The sequence below is a fragment of the Simiduia litorea genome, from assembly GCF_042853465.1.
In the GTDB taxonomy this organism is placed as follows: domain Bacteria; phylum Pseudomonadota; class Gammaproteobacteria; order Pseudomonadales; family Cellvibrionaceae; genus Simiduia; species Simiduia litorea.
Genome location: NZ_AP031497.1, coordinates 4,383,177 through 4,398,675, shown reverse-complemented (window position 1 = coordinate 4,398,675; position 15,499 = coordinate 4,383,177). Strand labels below are relative to the sequence as shown.

General features: G+C 47.7%; 11 protein-coding genes. 6 read left to right on the top strand and 5 right to left on the bottom strand.

Annotation, left to right across the window (positions count from 1 at the left end):
- Nucleotides 1-27 precede the first annotated feature (27 nt).
- On the bottom strand, nt 28-2,340 hold the full coding sequence (locus tag ACGHTT_RS19640) for a CASTOR/POLLUX-related putative ion channel (RefSeq protein ID WP_390592707.1): 2,313 nt from the start codon (nt 2,338-2,340) through the stop codon (nt 28-30).
- Nucleotides 2,341-4,056: 1,716 nt separating this feature from the next.
- Between ACGHTT_RS19640 and ACGHTT_RS19635 the strand changes: the two genes are divergently transcribed.
- Nucleotides 4,057-4,593 (top strand): hypothetical protein, encoded by a 537-nt coding sequence (locus tag ACGHTT_RS19635; RefSeq protein WP_390592706.1) that lies wholly within the window; start codon nt 4,057-4,059, stop codon nt 4,591-4,593.
- Between the two features lie 175 nt (nt 4,594-4,768).
- Here ACGHTT_RS19635 and hexR read toward each other — a convergent pair whose 3' ends face one another.
- Nucleotides 4,769-5,605 carry a transcriptional regulator HexR gene (hexR, locus tag ACGHTT_RS19630; protein WP_390595091.1) on the bottom strand — a complete coding sequence of 279 codons (837 nt, stop codon included), beginning with the start codon at nt 5,603-5,605 and terminating at the stop codon, nt 4,769-4,771.
- Nucleotides 5,606-5,776: 171 nt separating this feature from the next.
- Here hexR and uvrD point away from each other — a divergent pair, with 171 nt between their 5' ends.
- Together uvrD and ACGHTT_RS19620 are read left to right on the top strand one after the other, a co-directional pair.
- The gene (gene uvrD, locus ACGHTT_RS19625) at nt 5,777-7,954 is read left to right on the top strand and encodes a DNA helicase II (protein WP_390592704.1); all 2,178 of its coding nucleotides are present in this window, start codon (nt 5,777-5,779) and stop codon (nt 7,952-7,954) included.
- 29 nt (nt 7,955-7,983) lie between these two features.
- Nucleotides 7,984-9,108 carry a TRAP transporter substrate-binding protein gene (locus ACGHTT_RS19620; RefSeq protein ID WP_390592703.1) on the top strand — a complete coding sequence of 375 codons (1,125 nt, stop codon included), beginning with the start codon at nt 7,984-7,986 and terminating at the stop codon, nt 9,106-9,108.
- Nucleotides 9,109-9,192: 84 nt separating this feature from the next.
- On the opposite strand, the gene ACGHTT_RS19615 is transcribed toward ACGHTT_RS19620, so the two are convergent.
- Genes ACGHTT_RS19615 through ACGHTT_RS19605 form a run of 3 tightly spaced genes read right to left on the bottom strand, consistent with a single transcriptional unit; the run spans nt 9,193 to nt 11,507 of the window.
- A complete protein-coding gene (locus ACGHTT_RS19615) occupies nt 9,193-9,585 on the bottom strand; it encodes an acyl-CoA thioesterase (protein WP_290260128.1) in 393 nt (130 codons plus the stop codon).
- Nucleotides 9,586-9,621: 36 nt separating this feature from the next.
- Entirely contained in the window at nt 9,622-10,986 is a 1,365-nt protein-coding gene (locus tag ACGHTT_RS19610; protein ID WP_390592702.1) for a TRAP transporter large permease subunit, read from the bottom strand.
- Complete coding sequence (locus tag ACGHTT_RS19605) at nt 10,983-11,507, bottom strand: TRAP transporter small permease subunit (protein ID WP_390592701.1); 525 nt, start codon at nt 11,505-11,507, stop codon at nt 10,983-10,985. Before ACGHTT_RS19605 ends, ACGHTT_RS19610 begins: the two co-directional genes overlap by 4 nt.
- A gap of 171 nt (nt 11,508-11,678) precedes the next feature.
- On the opposite strand from ACGHTT_RS19605, the gene ACGHTT_RS19600 reads away from it, so the two are divergent.
- The 3 genes from ACGHTT_RS19600 to pstA all read left to right on the top strand — a co-directional run bounded on the left by ACGHTT_RS19600 (nt 11,679) and on the right by pstA (nt 15,463).
- Nucleotides 11,679-12,719, top strand: coding sequence for a PstS family phosphate ABC transporter substrate-binding protein (locus ACGHTT_RS19600; protein ID WP_390592700.1), 1,041 nt, complete (start codon nt 11,679-11,681; stop codon nt 12,717-12,719).
- A 79-nt stretch (nt 12,720-12,798) separates the two neighbouring features.
- On the top strand, nt 12,799-14,187 hold the full coding sequence (gene pstC, locus ACGHTT_RS19595) for a phosphate ABC transporter permease subunit PstC (protein ID WP_390592699.1): 1,389 nt from the start codon (nt 12,799-12,801) through the stop codon (nt 14,185-14,187).
- Nucleotides 14,180-15,463 carry a phosphate ABC transporter permease PstA gene (gene pstA / locus ACGHTT_RS19590; RefSeq protein ID WP_390592698.1) on the top strand — a complete coding sequence of 428 codons (1,284 nt, stop codon included), beginning with the start codon at nt 14,180-14,182 and terminating at the stop codon, nt 15,461-15,463. The genes pstC and pstA overlap by 8 nt, the downstream gene beginning before the upstream one ends.
- The last annotated feature ends 36 nt before the right edge of the window (nt 15,464-15,499 follow it).

The following is a 15,499-nucleotide window of genomic DNA, read 5'->3' as shown; positions in this document are numbered from 1 at the left end:
CTAATTCACTCTGCATTATAATTTATATTAAAGCTCGTCTTCGGCAACCACTACTAGGCAATCTTCTGGACATAATTGAAAGAGATGATCTTTAGGAGGGATAAGTATTACGCCGTTGTTTTTATCCTGATTGTTTTCAAGCGCCTTTATTTTAACGCCAAAACAGGATTCATTGCGTTTTTGTGCAATTGCGATTAAATCAGCGAAGGAGACTTGCTCTGGTATATCATCGAAATAAAGAGATACAGGCTTTAAATAGATCTCTGACCCATCTTCTTCAAAGATATCGTCGTAGACTTCCTTTATCCCAGGACTTTCTGAAATTTGCGCGGTGATCATACTAACCAACCTACTGGATATAATCATGTCTTTGACGCCAGCCTGAGCAATTAACGCGTGGTTTTGGCTTTCCAACACTTCGGTAATCAATTTGGTTTCGCGAACTTTGTCCATTTCCTCAAAAATGCTTCTCAACAATAAAAGCGTTACGATATTCTCAGAGTCGATTGTTTTGGTATCTGAATGCAATCGTGCACTGGCCAATACGATAACTGTACCATAGCGCTCCAATTGAAGAGCAATGAGCTGGCTTCTATCTAAGGGGTTTATGTCCATCAAATTGATTTTTATATTACCGAGCTCGGCATTGATTTCTTCGACTTCACGTCGCTCTGCTTCAGTAGCATTATAAATCACTACATCGATTTCACTTCCTGATGCAACGTAGTCTGAAAACTCGCTAAGTACACCGCGAGCCTTATGGTTCCATCCGATGATGAGTTCACATTCAGTCATCTGCTTCAAACGTCTGTCACTAAGTGGAAAGTCCTGAGCGATATATATCGGATCTGGTTCAAACTTTATGGTTGAATCGTCGTCGGCGACGATTAGAATTTCATCACCTGACTTCATCTGGTAGCACTGCGACGGATTAACCAGAAGCTTTCCGTTAGCATCTCGAACGCCAATAGGTACACCATCTTCGAAGTGATAGGCTAAGTCACCGAATCGCGTGTCGCGCCACTCAGCAGTATGAAAATAAAGCTCGCAGCCATCAAATGAAAGAATTTCACTATAAACGACCGAAAGACCCACTGAGCGGGAGGTTTGGACCATCAGTTTCGCTAAAATATCGCTTGAATCTAAGGTAACTACGTAGTCGGGAAAGGTAGTCTTGATGATCTCACGGTATGTTTCGTTAAATACCTCCGCGACTACCGCGTAATTCTCTTTCAGCTGACTTTTTGTAGTGACCGCCAAAAGTGTCTGAATTGACATGGCATCGCTGCGAATCTTATTTTCGTATGATGCCGTATCGGCACAAGCTGCGAGAATAATAACTGATTTAGCGGTGGTCAGATTGACTCTGTCTAAATTGGATAACAGGGTGCCGGAACCAGACCGCGTCACAATGCGAGTAGACGCCGTATTAGGTAACCGCATTCTTAGCACTTCATCCATTAGTTGCTTGTCTTGCTCGGCAAGAATGACCACACAGGCATCGTTTTCGCTTTCATTAGCCCAGATCAGCTCGCGTAAAATTTCAACCACGCGTTCTTCGTCCCAGCCAATTATCAAGGTGTGACCTTGCTCCAGCGTTTTAGAGCGGCCACGCTTCAATTCGGCCAATTTTTGATCAAGCGCTGTGGTTATCACCGCTATAAGTGCCGATAACAAGATGACGCCTGCTATACCGGCCAAGATGGCAAAAAACTTATACCATCCAGAGGACAAAATATCCTGAGCCATATTGCCAGGGTCGGTAAGTTGCAGAAAGGTGACGTAAATATTCCCCAAAACGCCCAAATCGGCGTACTGCTGAACGGTATCTGGCGATAGCCATCGAACGCCGGCCCTGATGCATGCGATGATTCCAAAAAATCCAAGAAAAACAATTAATAAGGCCTTAAAAGAAGAAGAGCTCCCTTTCGCCATGAAGGTGTCAAAGCGATACTGCAGGCGCTCTTTGAATCGAGAAAGCCGCTGAACTATCCGAGAGGGTTTCTCGTCGCTACTTTCAGTGATGGTGATTTTAGGTTTTGTGGGGCTAAGAATAGCAGCTTCAGGTGTGGGATCTTCATTCGTTGCGGTGGGCGCAGTATCGGATTCTGGGGCCCGCTCAATATGGGCAACAGCACCTGTGCGGGCAAGATACGCAACTACCTTCTCAGCTTGCTGGCGATTTTGCGTTGTTTTTAACACAAGCATTTTACCGGAGAAAACTGCCTCCGTTTTACTAATATCTAAACCCAATATTGGCAAAAGCTTTAGTGCAACTGAGTCGCGATCCTCGCCCTCAGCAATTTCACCATTAAAAATGACGCGAAATTCTGTTTCCATGTAATATCCCTATACTCTCTAAATTCATTCCATGAACAGCTGGATAATCTGTTACTGCTCTAAATATTGACAGGCCATTCAGTTAGGTAGATCGAGACTAGCACTAATTAATTAGATGTGACAAGGAAATGGTGGGTTGAATTATTGACTAAAACATTCTTGAAGTATGCGGTTGAAAATGTAACGGATATTTTGGACAGCTGGAAAAATCATGTAGCTAGTCAGCTGATACAGTCAAACCCAACAAAATATAAAGACTCCATTTCCTCAGACTGTATAACTATGGCTATTTGGGTGCATAAAGCACGCATTTGAACAAACGGGTCGGCCTGCTATATCAAGTAAAGTGCGAACATTGGGTAAAAAGGGTACCGAACTAGCGAAGTACTTGATAAACCACGAAAACTGGAGTGGTATTTACTACAATCCAGATGTAAATCACCCTTTAGATCGCGATGGCGAGCATTTTTTAAGTTATTACAATGAGGTAAAAAAAGACGTGTAGCTACAGCGTAGAAAAAGTGCCGGTTGGCCATCATGTTATTAACTATAGGCCACCGGGGAAAGTTGTAACTACCTACCGAAGCCACAACGAAAACCACCGTGGATTATGATCTCTTTAAGCAAATCCCCTTCGAACTCGGTAGGTCGAGAGGGGGAATGCATGTATGGTTATTTTCGTACGGAAACGTATGCGAATCCCATTGCTATCAAGAATACCTCTATGGGCTGTACGCAGCCATGCCTTTAAATCAATTTCCTTGGCGGTCAGGCACAGTGGTTGTGCCGCCTGATGTGCAGAGCCTGTTAACTATATCAAACGTAAAGTGTGGATAATAATTATGAATAAATCCTCAAGAGTGCAAGTGACTTTACTGTATTTTCTACCGCTGTTTGCCAGCGCAGAAAATCAATTTTTAGAACTAAGACCACAGTAAAAACGGGTACTGACTCTAAAATTTACTTCAGGGCTTGGAACACTAAAGGTCTTGGTTATGCTAAATCGACACTAAAGATTAGTGTGTGATATACGGAAGGATTGATTGGTAGTATTGGAATATTACGCGCCAACTCAGAAAGTGCTGTGTTCGCTTTAGAGGAATGCGTACCAGATGATCTACGTTCACCATGATACGTGGACGTACAGTAGTGTTAATGGAGAAAAAGCTCCGACTAAAAAACCGCTAATTTATTGATAATATTGAAAATGGTTTCACGACCGGCGGGCGGGCAGCGGATTGAGCAGTTTCGTTAAAAGTGCGGATGATCTTAATAGAAGTTAAAGTTCTGAATAGCGTCGATAGAGGTAGTTAATTGTCCCTTTGTGAACAAAATCGAGATTGATTATCCTATCTGGCATGTACAAAGCGCGTCGCGCTAGAGTATCCGCAATGGGCTCCATCTACCTGAATCCAAAGTGCGTTCTTTAAGTAGTCTGATCCTTTAATCAGCGTGACCTACTCGTTGATCCAAGGGGTGGTAGTAGCAGCGCCGAGCACCGGAATACCCGTCAACAGAACCAAAAACAATTAGAAATTCAAAATCAGTAATTAATTGATATAAGATATTAGGCAGAAAGGTGCATGACGACGTGTAATATTTTATGCTCCAATACCCATCTAGGTACATTTTTAGGAGACCATTGGGGTGGTCTCTAAAAAGATGTTTAACGCCTGCTTCGGATGGAATCCGAGCTCAAGAAAAATGGAGTTTTAAATGAAATATCTAGTTACAATCAGTGTATTCCTGCTAACTATTTTATGCTGCAAAACCACGAGCGCAGCGCTTATCACCTATTCTTACGACAGCCCTATTCACAACGCTAATAATAGCTATCACGCCACGGCGATTATCACGGTAGACGATCAGTCGCGCAAACTAGTGGAAGTAGACTTTAGCAGTGACCCGTTTGCTTTTTTCTGGCAGGGCGAAGTGGGACTCATGTACGATCAACCAGTCTCAGATTCTGACAGCCTTTACCAAAACGGTTTTCATTCGTTTTCTACAGCGGGGATTACTTTCAGTTTGTACCTGGACTATTTTTATCTCGCCGCTGGCGAAGATCTATTTCACAATCTCCATAAAACTCATCCCTATGAAGGTGCCTCTATCACCAATACACTTATAGGCGAAACCCTTTGGCTCGCGGGTACGCTATCGAAAATCGATACCATCGAGGTGCATGAAACCACCTCCGCTACTCTGCTTTTTATCGGTCTACTGTTACTCGCGATTAGACGTAAGAACGGTTGACCAAAGCAGAAGGTACCGAAAAGACATTACTATCCGCTGTGGTATTGGGTGCGCCTAAGCGCAAAGGATAGCACTAACTTCTGTTTGGCAAAGCCGGTGATAAGTGATTATTGCAGGCTTATTGATCCAATCATTTTGCTATATCTGAAAATATTCTTATTTAACTTACGATTAATTACCCCTGCACCCTTAGCTTCCGCAACCCCTGCTTCAATCGAAACAAATGATCGTGCAGCTTTGGTCCTTTATGTTGCGCCACACCAATGGCCAACACATCAATCACCACCAAATGCGCAATACGCGAAGATAAAGGTGTGTAGATTTCGATGTCTTCTTCTACATCCACTTCAATGGCGATGCTGGCTCTTTGAATGACCGGTGAATTGGAGGGTGCTATGGCGATGACAATACCGCCGACACTTCGCACCACTTCAATAGCGTTGATTAATGCTTCCGTGCGACCCGACTGTGAAATGGCAACGACGACATCGCCGGGCTGCATGCTCATGGCACTCATGTGTTGAATGTGGTGATCTGAGTAGGCGGCGGTGGCGAGCTGAAGCCGGAAAAACTTGTGTTGCGCATCAGCTGCCACCGCACCGCTGGCGCCGAAGCCGAAGAACTCCACGCGGTTGGCTTTGCACAGTGCGCTGACGGCGCGATCCATCACCTCTGGGTTGAGCGAGTCGCGCACTTTTAATAGCGTGTCGACGGTGGAGTCGAATACCTTGTGGCTATAGTCGGCAACGGAATCTTCATCGGTGACAGCAATCTGGCCGAAGCTTGGGCTTGAGGCTAGCTGTTGGGCTAGGTTGAGTTTGAAGTCTTGAAAGCCCTCGCAGCCAATAGCGCGGCAGAAGCGCACTACCGTTGGTTCGCTGACGTCGGCTTTTTTTGCCAAGTCGACAATGCGCATGTGTATGATGTCTGCGGGATTGGTTAATACGAATTCAGCCACTTTGCGTTCTGATTTGCGCATCGTTAAAATGGCGTCGCTGATTCTTTGCGTCATTAGCGCGGGTTTCAAGGCCTTCTCCCTATAAAGTACAGATAAAAACCGGTATTTGCGTCGATCTTCCCAGAGCCATCCGTTTGTGCTCGGTATAGATCGTTATTTTATTCAAATATGTAGTAAAAACGCTATGTTTTTGTAGTTTTCCTACATACAGCTAAAAGATGGTGCATGGACGTCTCTCGCTTACTTGACCAACTTAATGACGCACAGCGTGAAGCTGTGAGTGCCGAGCCCTGTAACCAGCAAATCTTGGCTGGCGCTGGCAGCGGTAAAACGCGGGTGTTAGTACACCGCATTGCTTGGCTGATAGAAGTCGAGCGGGTGTCGCCTGTGTCGATTATGGCTGTGACCTTTACCAATAAGGCCGCGCGCGAAATGCGTGCCCGCTTAGAAGAACTGCTTGGGCTGAACCCGCGCGCCATGTGGGTGGGCACCTTCCACGGGCTTGCGCATCGATTACTAAAGATGCATTGGCAAGATGCCAAGCTGCCGCAAAACTTTCAGATTCTCGATAGTGACGATCAATTGCGCATGATTAAGCGTGTCTGCGCTGAGTTGCAGTTGGATGAGAAGCAGTGGCCGGCGCGACAAGCCCAGTGGTGGATTAACGGGCAAAAAGACGAAGGCCGGCGCGCGGCGCACGTCGATGATACCGGCGATGTCTATACCCGCACCCACCTGTCCATTTATCGCGGCTATGAGGCCGCTTGTAACCGCAGCGGTCTAGTGGATTTTGGCGAGCTATTGTTGCGTGCACTCGAATTGTTGCGCGATAACGCGGCGCTATTACGTCACTATCAGCAGCGCTTCCCGTTCATTTTGGTGGACGAGTTTCAAGATACCAACGCTGTACAATATGCCTGGCTCAGAGTCTTGGCAGGTAAAACCGCGTTTGTGACCGCGGTGGGTGATGATGATCAATCTATTTACGGCTGGCGCGGTGCGCGCATAGAGAATATTCAGCGCTTTACGGAAGATTTTTTGGGTTCCAAAACCATACGGCTGGAGCAAAATTATCGTTCTACCGCGAATATACTGAAAGCCGCCAATGCGGTGATTGACCACAACCAAGGCCGACTCGGCAAAGAGCTTTGGACTGATGGCGATGAAGGTGATTTGATTGCTCTTTATGCCGCCTATAACGAGCAGGACGAGGCGCGTTTCATCGTTGAGCGTATCGAACAGTGGCACACGCAGCCAGACGCGCGTTTAGATCAAGTAGCGATTTTGTACCGCTCGAATGCGCAGTCGAGGGTGTTAGAAGAGGCGCTGTTGCGCGAACAAGTGCCCTACCGTATTTATGGTGGCCAGCGCTTCTACGAGCGCTTGGAAATTAAGAATGCCTTGGCCTATTTGCGACTCATTAATAACCCGCACGACGATCCTGCCTTCGAGCGCGTGGTGAATACACCCACTCGAGGTATTGGTGAAAAATCGGTGGATACTATTCGCCAATTTGCCCGCGCTGAAGGTAGCTCCCTTTGGAGCGCAGCCAATAAAATGGTACAGGAAAAAGTCTTGGCGGCGCGGGCTCGAACGGCGGTGGAAGGCTTTCAGCACCTAGTGTTGCAATTAAAGCAAGACACCAGTGAGCTAACCTTAGGTCCGCTGGTTGATAAAGTCATTAAAGATTCTGGCTTGCTCGAATTTCACAAAAATGAAAAAGGTGAAAAAGGCCAAGCGCGGGTTGAAAACTTACAGGAGCTGATTAATGCCTGTGGTAGCTTTGTAGGTGAAGATGAAAATATCACTGATCTCGCGGAATTCTTAGATGGTGCGGCACTCGATGCTGGTGATCAACAAGCCGATGAGTTTGAAGACGCGGTGCAATTGATGACCTTGCACAGCGCCAAAGGATTAGAGTTTCCTTTAGTGTTTCTAGCCGGTATGGAAGAGAACCTGTTTCCCCATAAAATGTCTATGGAGGAGCCGGGACGATTAGAAGAAGAGCGCCGCTTGGCCTATGTGGGTATTACCCGCGCGATGCAAAAACTCTATTTAACCTATGCGGAGTCGCGCCGCATGTACGGCAGTGAAACATATAATGCCCTGTCCCGTTTCGTTAAAGAAATACCAAGTAACCTGCTAGAGGAGGTGCGGGTTAAAGCCAGCTTTAGCCGGCCTGTGTCTTTCCAGCGTGCGGCACCTTCGCGCTGGGATAATCAGCAAGCAGTGGTGCAAGAAACGGGCTTTAATTTGGGCCAAGCGGTGAGTCACCCGGTATTTGGCGAGGGTATGATTACCCAGTTTGAAGGTCAGGGCGCGAATGCCCGCGTACAAGTTAACTTTCGCGATGAAGGTTCAAAGTGGTTGGTGTTGCGGTTGGCGAAATTAGAAGCCGTTTAGAAAATAAAAATCAAAAAGAAAATCTGACTATGGATAGCAGCAAAAAAACATTAGTGCCCTTGGTAATTGTTGTACTTGTCGCCTTGGTGGTTGGTTTATTTTACGCCTTGGTTTTTACTCAGCCGGCGGCGCAATTAAGCTTCGATCAAGGTGATTTAAAAAATCAGCAAAAATACCACTGGCGTATGGTGACTACGTGGCCAAAAAATTTTCCAGGCCTTGGTATGGCGGGTGAAAACTTCGCCAGGTGGATTAACGAGGCCAGCAACGGTCGCATTGAAGTAACCGTTTACGGTGCTAATGAATTAGTACCCGCTCTGGGTGTTTTTGATGCCGTGTCTAGCGGCAGCGTCGAGCTGGGTCATGGTGCGGCATATTATTGGAAGGGAAAAATACCCGCCGCGCCGTTTTTTACCTCCGTACCTTTCGGTATGAATGCGCAGGAAATGAATGGTTGGTTGCATTACGGTAATGGTGGCGCACTGTGGCGCGAGGCTTATGCGCCGTTTAATATCGTTCCCTTTGCTGGCGGCAATACAGGCGTGCAAATGGCTGGTTGGTTTAATAAGGAAATAAATTCGCTGGCTGATATACAAGGCTTAAAAATGCGCATTCCTGGTTTGGGTGGTGAAGTTTTTACCCGCGCCGGTGGTGTAGCTGTGAATATCCCTGGTAACGAGCTCTATACTTCTTTGCAAACCGGTGTGATAGACGCCACCGAGTGGGTTGGCCCCTATAACGATCTCGCGTTCGGTTTTCATCAGGTGGCGAAGTACTATTACTACCCTGGTTGGCACGAGCCTGGCCCTACGCTTGAGCTGTTAATTAATAAAACCGCGCTGGAGTCCTTACCTGACGATTTGCAAAAGTTGGTTCAGGTGACGGCTCGGGCGGTTAATCAAGACATGCTCGATGAATATACCGCACGCAATAATCGCGCGATGAATGAATTGGTAAATAAGCACGGTGTGAAACTTCGTCGTTTACCCGACGACGTGTTGCAAAAATTGAAAGCGATTTCTGTGCAAATGTATGCCGAACAATCAGCTAATGACCCGTTTTTTGCCAAAGTTTACGCTGACTATGAAAGCTTTTTAAACCAAGCCCAGCAGTATCATAAAATTTCAGAAGAGGCTTACTACCAAAGCCGGTAGATCCGATAGTAGAGGCCGGTGCCGGCCTCTCCGTTAGGTCTTAGATCGTATTAGGTAGTAGATAGTAAGACTAGATAGCTAACACTATTTCTGAATGGGGCGGGTTCTACCGTTGCCATCAATGGCGACAAAGACAAATTCGCCTTCTGTTATTTTCTGTGCTTCGCCGCCGCGTGGATCGAGTATCCAAGCTTCCACCAGTGTGCGAATGGAGGAGCGGCCAACTTCTTCTACATCCACATAAAAGCCCACACAAGCACCAACAGGCACTGGGCGCAAAAATACCATAGAACCTGCCGCCACCGTGGTTACCCTGCCGCCAGCTATAGCTTGTGCTGAGACGGAGCCGGCTAGATCCATTTTGGTCATCAGCCAGCCACCGTATATGTCGCCGCTGGGGTTAGTATCGGCCGGTAGCGTCAGTGCTTGGAGCATCAATTGGCCGTTAGGTGTGGGGCTCTCGTCTTCGTTTTGCATGTTTTATTTCTCGTTATAGATACTTCAACGCTTTAGCTAGTTGCGGAGCAAGTCCGGTAGCCAGCTTACAATCTCCGGTTTCATTGCTAGGAGCGCAAGCAGCGACAATTGGATCACAATATAAGGTACCACGCCACGGTAAATCTGCCCTGTGCTGACAGAATCTGGCGCAACACCCCGCAGGTAGAACAGCGCGAATCCAAAGGGCGGCGTCAGAAAGCTGGTTTGTAAGTTGATGGCGATCATGATGCCGAGCCATAAAGGGTCTACGCCCATGGTGAATAGCACTGGCGCGATGATGGGCACCACCACAAAGGTGATTTCGATAAAGTCCAGAATGAAGCCAAGCAAGAAAATCACTAGCATCACTAAAAGTGTGGCTGTGAAAACACCACCCGGCAGGCCCTCGAACAATTGGTGTACTAAGGTCTCGCCACCTAAGCCCCTAAACACTAAAGAAAAGAGCGAGGCGCCAATGAGAATGGCGAAGACCATGGCGGTAATACGCGTGGTAGATTGCACCACATCTGAGAGTACAGTTTTACTGAGCTTGCCTTTAAAGAGGGCGAGCAAGAGTGCGCCCAGAGCGCCTACACCGGCCGCTTCTGTGGGCGTAGCAGCGCCGCTTAAAATTGACCCCAATACCAGCAAAATCAATAGGATAGGAGGAATCAAGCTCGATAGAAAGGCTCCCCACTCTGGCATTTCATCATCGCCGGCGGGTGCTAAATTGGGCGCTCGCCAAGCGGTGAAAATCAAATAGCCGAGGTACATCAGAACCAACAATAGCCCGGGTATCAGCGCGCCGACGAATAGGTCGCCTACAGAAATGGGTTCGGCATTGTATATGTTCTGCGTCAGCTGGGATTGCTGGTAAGCGCCGCTCAGTACATCGCCCAATAACACCAGCGCGATCGACGGGGGAATAATTTGACCAAGCGTTCCGGTTGCACAAATGGTACCGGTGGCAAGCTCAGGCGAATAGCCGCGCTTAAGCATGGCGGGTAGAGACATCAACCCCATGGTGACGACTGTGGCGCCGACGATACCGGTGGAGGCTGCGAGCAACGTGCCCACTAAAATTACAGAGATACCCAGCCCGCCCGGCAGCCTACCGAAAGCACGAGCCATGTTATTGAGTAGGTCTTCGGCGAGGCGAGAGCGCTCCAGCATGACGCCCATGAACACGAACAGCGGTACGGCAATAAGTGTGACGTTAGTCAGAGTGCCATAAAGCCGATCGGGTAGCGCCAATAAGAGATTGGGGTCAAAATGCCCTAATAAGATACCTAGGCCGGCGAAGATGAGTGCAACGCCTGCGAGTGTAAAGGCAACTGGGTAGCCAAGCATGAGCGCAAGACAGACAGCCGCGAACAGAAACAGCGGTAGATATTCGATCATTGCTCGAACTCCCCCGTTATTAAATGCCCAAGTTGCCCAAGGATTTGTCCAATAGCATGTAGAACCAAACTGGCAGCGGCGAGTGGCAATAAGCCTTTCAATAGGTAAACAAAGGGCAGGCCTGCGGCTTCTGCCGAGGTTTCTCGGATGTGCCAAGCGTTGAGAAAGAATGGCCAGGTCACCCAAAGCAGGTAAACCGCAAAGGGCAACAGGAAGACCAAGCTGCCTAAACAGTTAATCCACGCTTGGCTGCGTGGGCTAAAGCGTCGATAAAAGATGTCCACGCGCACGTGTTGGTCGGTGTCGGCGGTATAGGCGAGCGCCAAAAGGAACACGATGCCATGCAGGTAAATGACACTTTCCTGCAGGGCGACGCTGCCAATATTAAAGCCGTAGCGCAAAAGCACCACACAACTGGTCAGCAACACCATTAATAGGGTGAGCCAAGCCACGGCTCGGCCGAGCGAACTGGTTATTGCGCTGAGCCGGCGCTGGGTTTGGATAAGAGTCGCAAAATCCATCTTATTGTGTCTTATTTGGAGGTATTTTGGGCTGGCATTATACATAACAAGCCGGATCAGCTGCGGGGGATTGGCTTGTCACAATACTGTCATCTTCCTTTCATATAATTGTCACCTAGGCTACATAAAGTAGCGGACGTCACAAAACCCACGTCCCATTTGGAGAATTCCGTGAACAAACTCATTACTACAGCCGCCTTATTCGCAACCGCCATGGGCGTTGCTATGACGTCGCAAGCCGCTGCCCGCGACCATATCAGCATTGTTGGTTCATCTACTGTGTACCCTTTCTCAACCACTGTTGCCGAGCGCTTTGGCCGCTCAACTAACTTCAAGGCGCCAAAGGTAGAATCTACCGGTACGGGCGGTGGCTTCAAGTTATTCTGCAGCGGTGTTGGTGTGCAATTTCCGGACATGACCAACGCGTCGCGCGCGATCAAAGATTCGGAGTTAGCGATGTGCGCTGAAAACAACGTGAAAGAGGTGGTTGAAGTGCTGATTGGTTACGATGGTATCGTCATCGCCAATGCCAAAACAGCACCTGCTTTCAGCGTTACGCGCAAAGATTTGTTCTTGGCTCTGGCGAAGTCAGTTCCAAACCCTAAGGGCGGCGAATCCCTGATCCCAAACCCATACAAAACGTGGAAAGATGTTAACCCGGCGTTGCCAGCTAATAAAATCGAAGTGCTTGGCCCACCACCTACATCAGGGACTCGCGACGCGTTCTTAGAGATGGCAATGGAAGGCGGCTGTCAGGCCTTCACTTGGGTAAAAGCTTTAGAAAAAGCCGACAAAGACAAGTACAAGGGTATCTGTCATGATATTCGCGAAGATGGTTCTTACATCGAAGCGGGTGAAAACGACAACTTGATCGTGCAAAAACTAAATGCCAATCCTAATGCGCTAGGTATTTTTGGTTTTAGCTTTTTAGATCAGAATAGCGATAAGGTAAAAGCCGCTCTTGTCGACGGTAAAGAACCCACCTTCGAGACGATTGCCGATGTTTCTTACCCGATCTCGCGCCCACTGTATTTCTACGTGAAGAAGGCACACGTTGGTGTTGTTCCCGGTATTGCAGAATACCTAGCTGAATTCACCAGCGAAAAGGCCTGGGGCGACGATGGTTACTTGACGGAGAAAGGCATGATTCCTATGTCTAAAGACAAGCGCACCAAAATGGCTGCAGCTGTGAAAAGCTTGAAAGCAATGTAACACCCGTTACTAATGATCGACGCGATCGTCAGGTGCTAAGCGGTACCTGACGATTGTTTTATTGAGAACGATGGAATTTATGCAGCCTATAACCTTAGCGACAATACTCTTAGCCCTCTTTGCTTTTGCCTTTGTATTAGGACGCGGGCGTTCGGTACTGCAATCGCAGGCTATTGGTGGAACTAGCCGCCTAGCATCACTGCCGTTTTACTACGGTATGTTGACGGCGCTTTGGTGCGCCCTGCCCTGTTTGCTCGTGTTGGGCTTGTGGCAACTATTGGATGGTAAAATTATTCAATGGCTAGTGATAGATCGTTTATCAGAAGTACAGCAGGGTCTCTCTAGCTCTGACGTTGGCCTGTTGCTTAATACGATTACTAATTTGTCCCAAGGTCACTTAAGCTCGGATGGTCAATCCGCTGAAATGCTGAGTGCCGCAGAAAGCTTAAAAGCCATTTTAAACATTAATCAATTGGCTTTAACTGGTACCTTGTTAAGCGTTTCGATTCTTGGTTTGTTGTTTGGTTGGAGCCGCGTTTCGCCAACCTTGCGCGCCCGCCAAAAAGTAGAGACAGCCTTTAGTTTTGCGCTTCTAACGTGTTCGTGTTTAGCGATTTTCACTACGATTGGTATTGTATTGAGCGTGCTATTTGAATCGCTACAATTTTTTAAATCCATCTCGCCTATTGAGTTCTTATTCGGTACTCAATGGAGCCCTCAAATGGCTATGCGAGAGGATCAGGTAGGCAGCTCTGGTGCATTTGGCTCTGTGCCCTTGTTTGCCGGCACCATGCTTATCTCCTTAATTGCTATGGTGGTTGCCGTTCCGGTTGGTTTAATGGCCGCGATCTATTTGGCGGAATACGCCAACAAGACGGTTCGCTTGGTTGTTAAGCCGATGTTAGAAATTCTGGCCGGTATTCCAACCGTAGTTTATGGTTTCTTTGCGGCGTTAACCGTTGCCCCCATGGTGCGGGATGCGGGCTTTAGTTTAGGCCTATCTGCCTCGAGCGAAAGCGCTTTGGCCGCAGGTCTCGTGATGGGCGTCATGATCATCCCTTTTATTTCTTCTCTTGCCGACGACGTTATCACTGCTGTACCGCAATCGCTTAGGGATGGCTCACTGGCATTGGGAGCGACCACGTCAGAAACCGTTAAAAAGGTGGTGTTACCGGCGGCATTGCCTGGTGTGGTTGGTGGTATTTTATTAGCGGTATCGCGCGCCATTGGCGAAACTATGATTGTGGTTATGGCCGCGGGCCTAGCGGCCAAACTTACAGCTAACCCTCTCGAGTCAGTAACCACGGTAACCGTGCAAATTGTTACCTTGTTAGTGGGCGACCAAGAGTTTGATAGTCCGAAAACTCTGGCGGCTTTTGCATTAGGGCTAATGCTTTTTGTAACAACTTTGGCATTAAACTTTGTTGCGTTACACGTTGTGAAAAAATACCGAGAACAATATGAGTAAAAATGAATCAACCATTGATATTGTTAATCGGAACTTGGCCAAGCGCTATCGATCCGAAAAACGTTTTCGCTGGTACGGCATTGCGTCTGTGCTATTTGGCTTAACCTGTGTGGTGGTTCTGTTTACAGACATCATCGGCAAAGGCTATAAGGGCTTTTTGTCTACGGAAATATATTTATCGGTGGACCTCAATGCACAAGATCTTGGTCTTACCGATTTAGAGCGTAAAGACGTCTATTTAATGGCGGATTTCGAAGGTCAAATAAAGCGCTCCTTGTACCAAGAGTTAAATATTACTGATCGTCGCGACAAACGGGCGGCTTCGGCGCTAATTAGCAGTGGCGCAAGTTACAGTCTCCGAGATACGTTAAAAGCTAACCCCGAATTGCTAAATACAATGCAAGGGTTTTGGCTGTTGGCAGACGATGATGTCGACACCTGGTTTAAAAGCCGTAGCGCCGATGGTAAAGAGGCATTTACGGGTCGTTTAAGTGAACAGCAACTGACGTGGTTAAATGGCTTATTAGACAAGCAGGCCTTGCGTACATCGTTTAATACCACCTTTTTTACCAGCGGTGATTCACGCGAGCCGGAAATGGCGGGTATTTTAGGTGCAGCAGCGGGCTCATTTTTTACCGTGCTGGTAACCTTATTGTTGTCTTTTCCGATTGGCGTGTCAGCGGCAGTTTACCTGGAAGAATATGCGCCGAAGAATCGATGGACGGATTTAATTGAAGTCAATATCAATAACCTAGCCGCTGTGCCGTCAATTATTTTTGGTTTGCTGGGTTTGGCAATTTTTATCAACTTTTTCGAAATGCCGCGCTCCATTCCGTTAGTCGGTGGCTTGGTTTTAACCTTAATGACGTTACCCACCATTATCATCTCAAGTCGCGCAGCGATTAAAGCGGTACCGCCGTCGATTCGCGAAGCCGCACTGGGTCTTGGCGCGTCGAAAATGCAAGTGGTTTTACACCACGTATTGCCGCTCGCCATGCCAGGTATGTTAACCGGCACCATCATTGGTATGGCGCAGGCCTTAGGTGAAACAGCGCCGTTGTTGATGATTGGCATGGTGGCATTTGTTGTCGATGTGCCGGGCGGCATTATGGATGCGGCGACAGCGCTACCGGTACAAATTTACTTGTGGGCCGATAGCCCAGAGCGCGCGTTTGTTGAAAAAACCTCAGCCGCCATTATGGTGTTATTAGGATTCTTATTTTTAATGAACACCCTTGCGGTCTTGTTGCGCCGTAAACTCGAACGCCGCTGGTAATTCAGCCTGAGTTCTAATCTTTCTCATGACCTATGT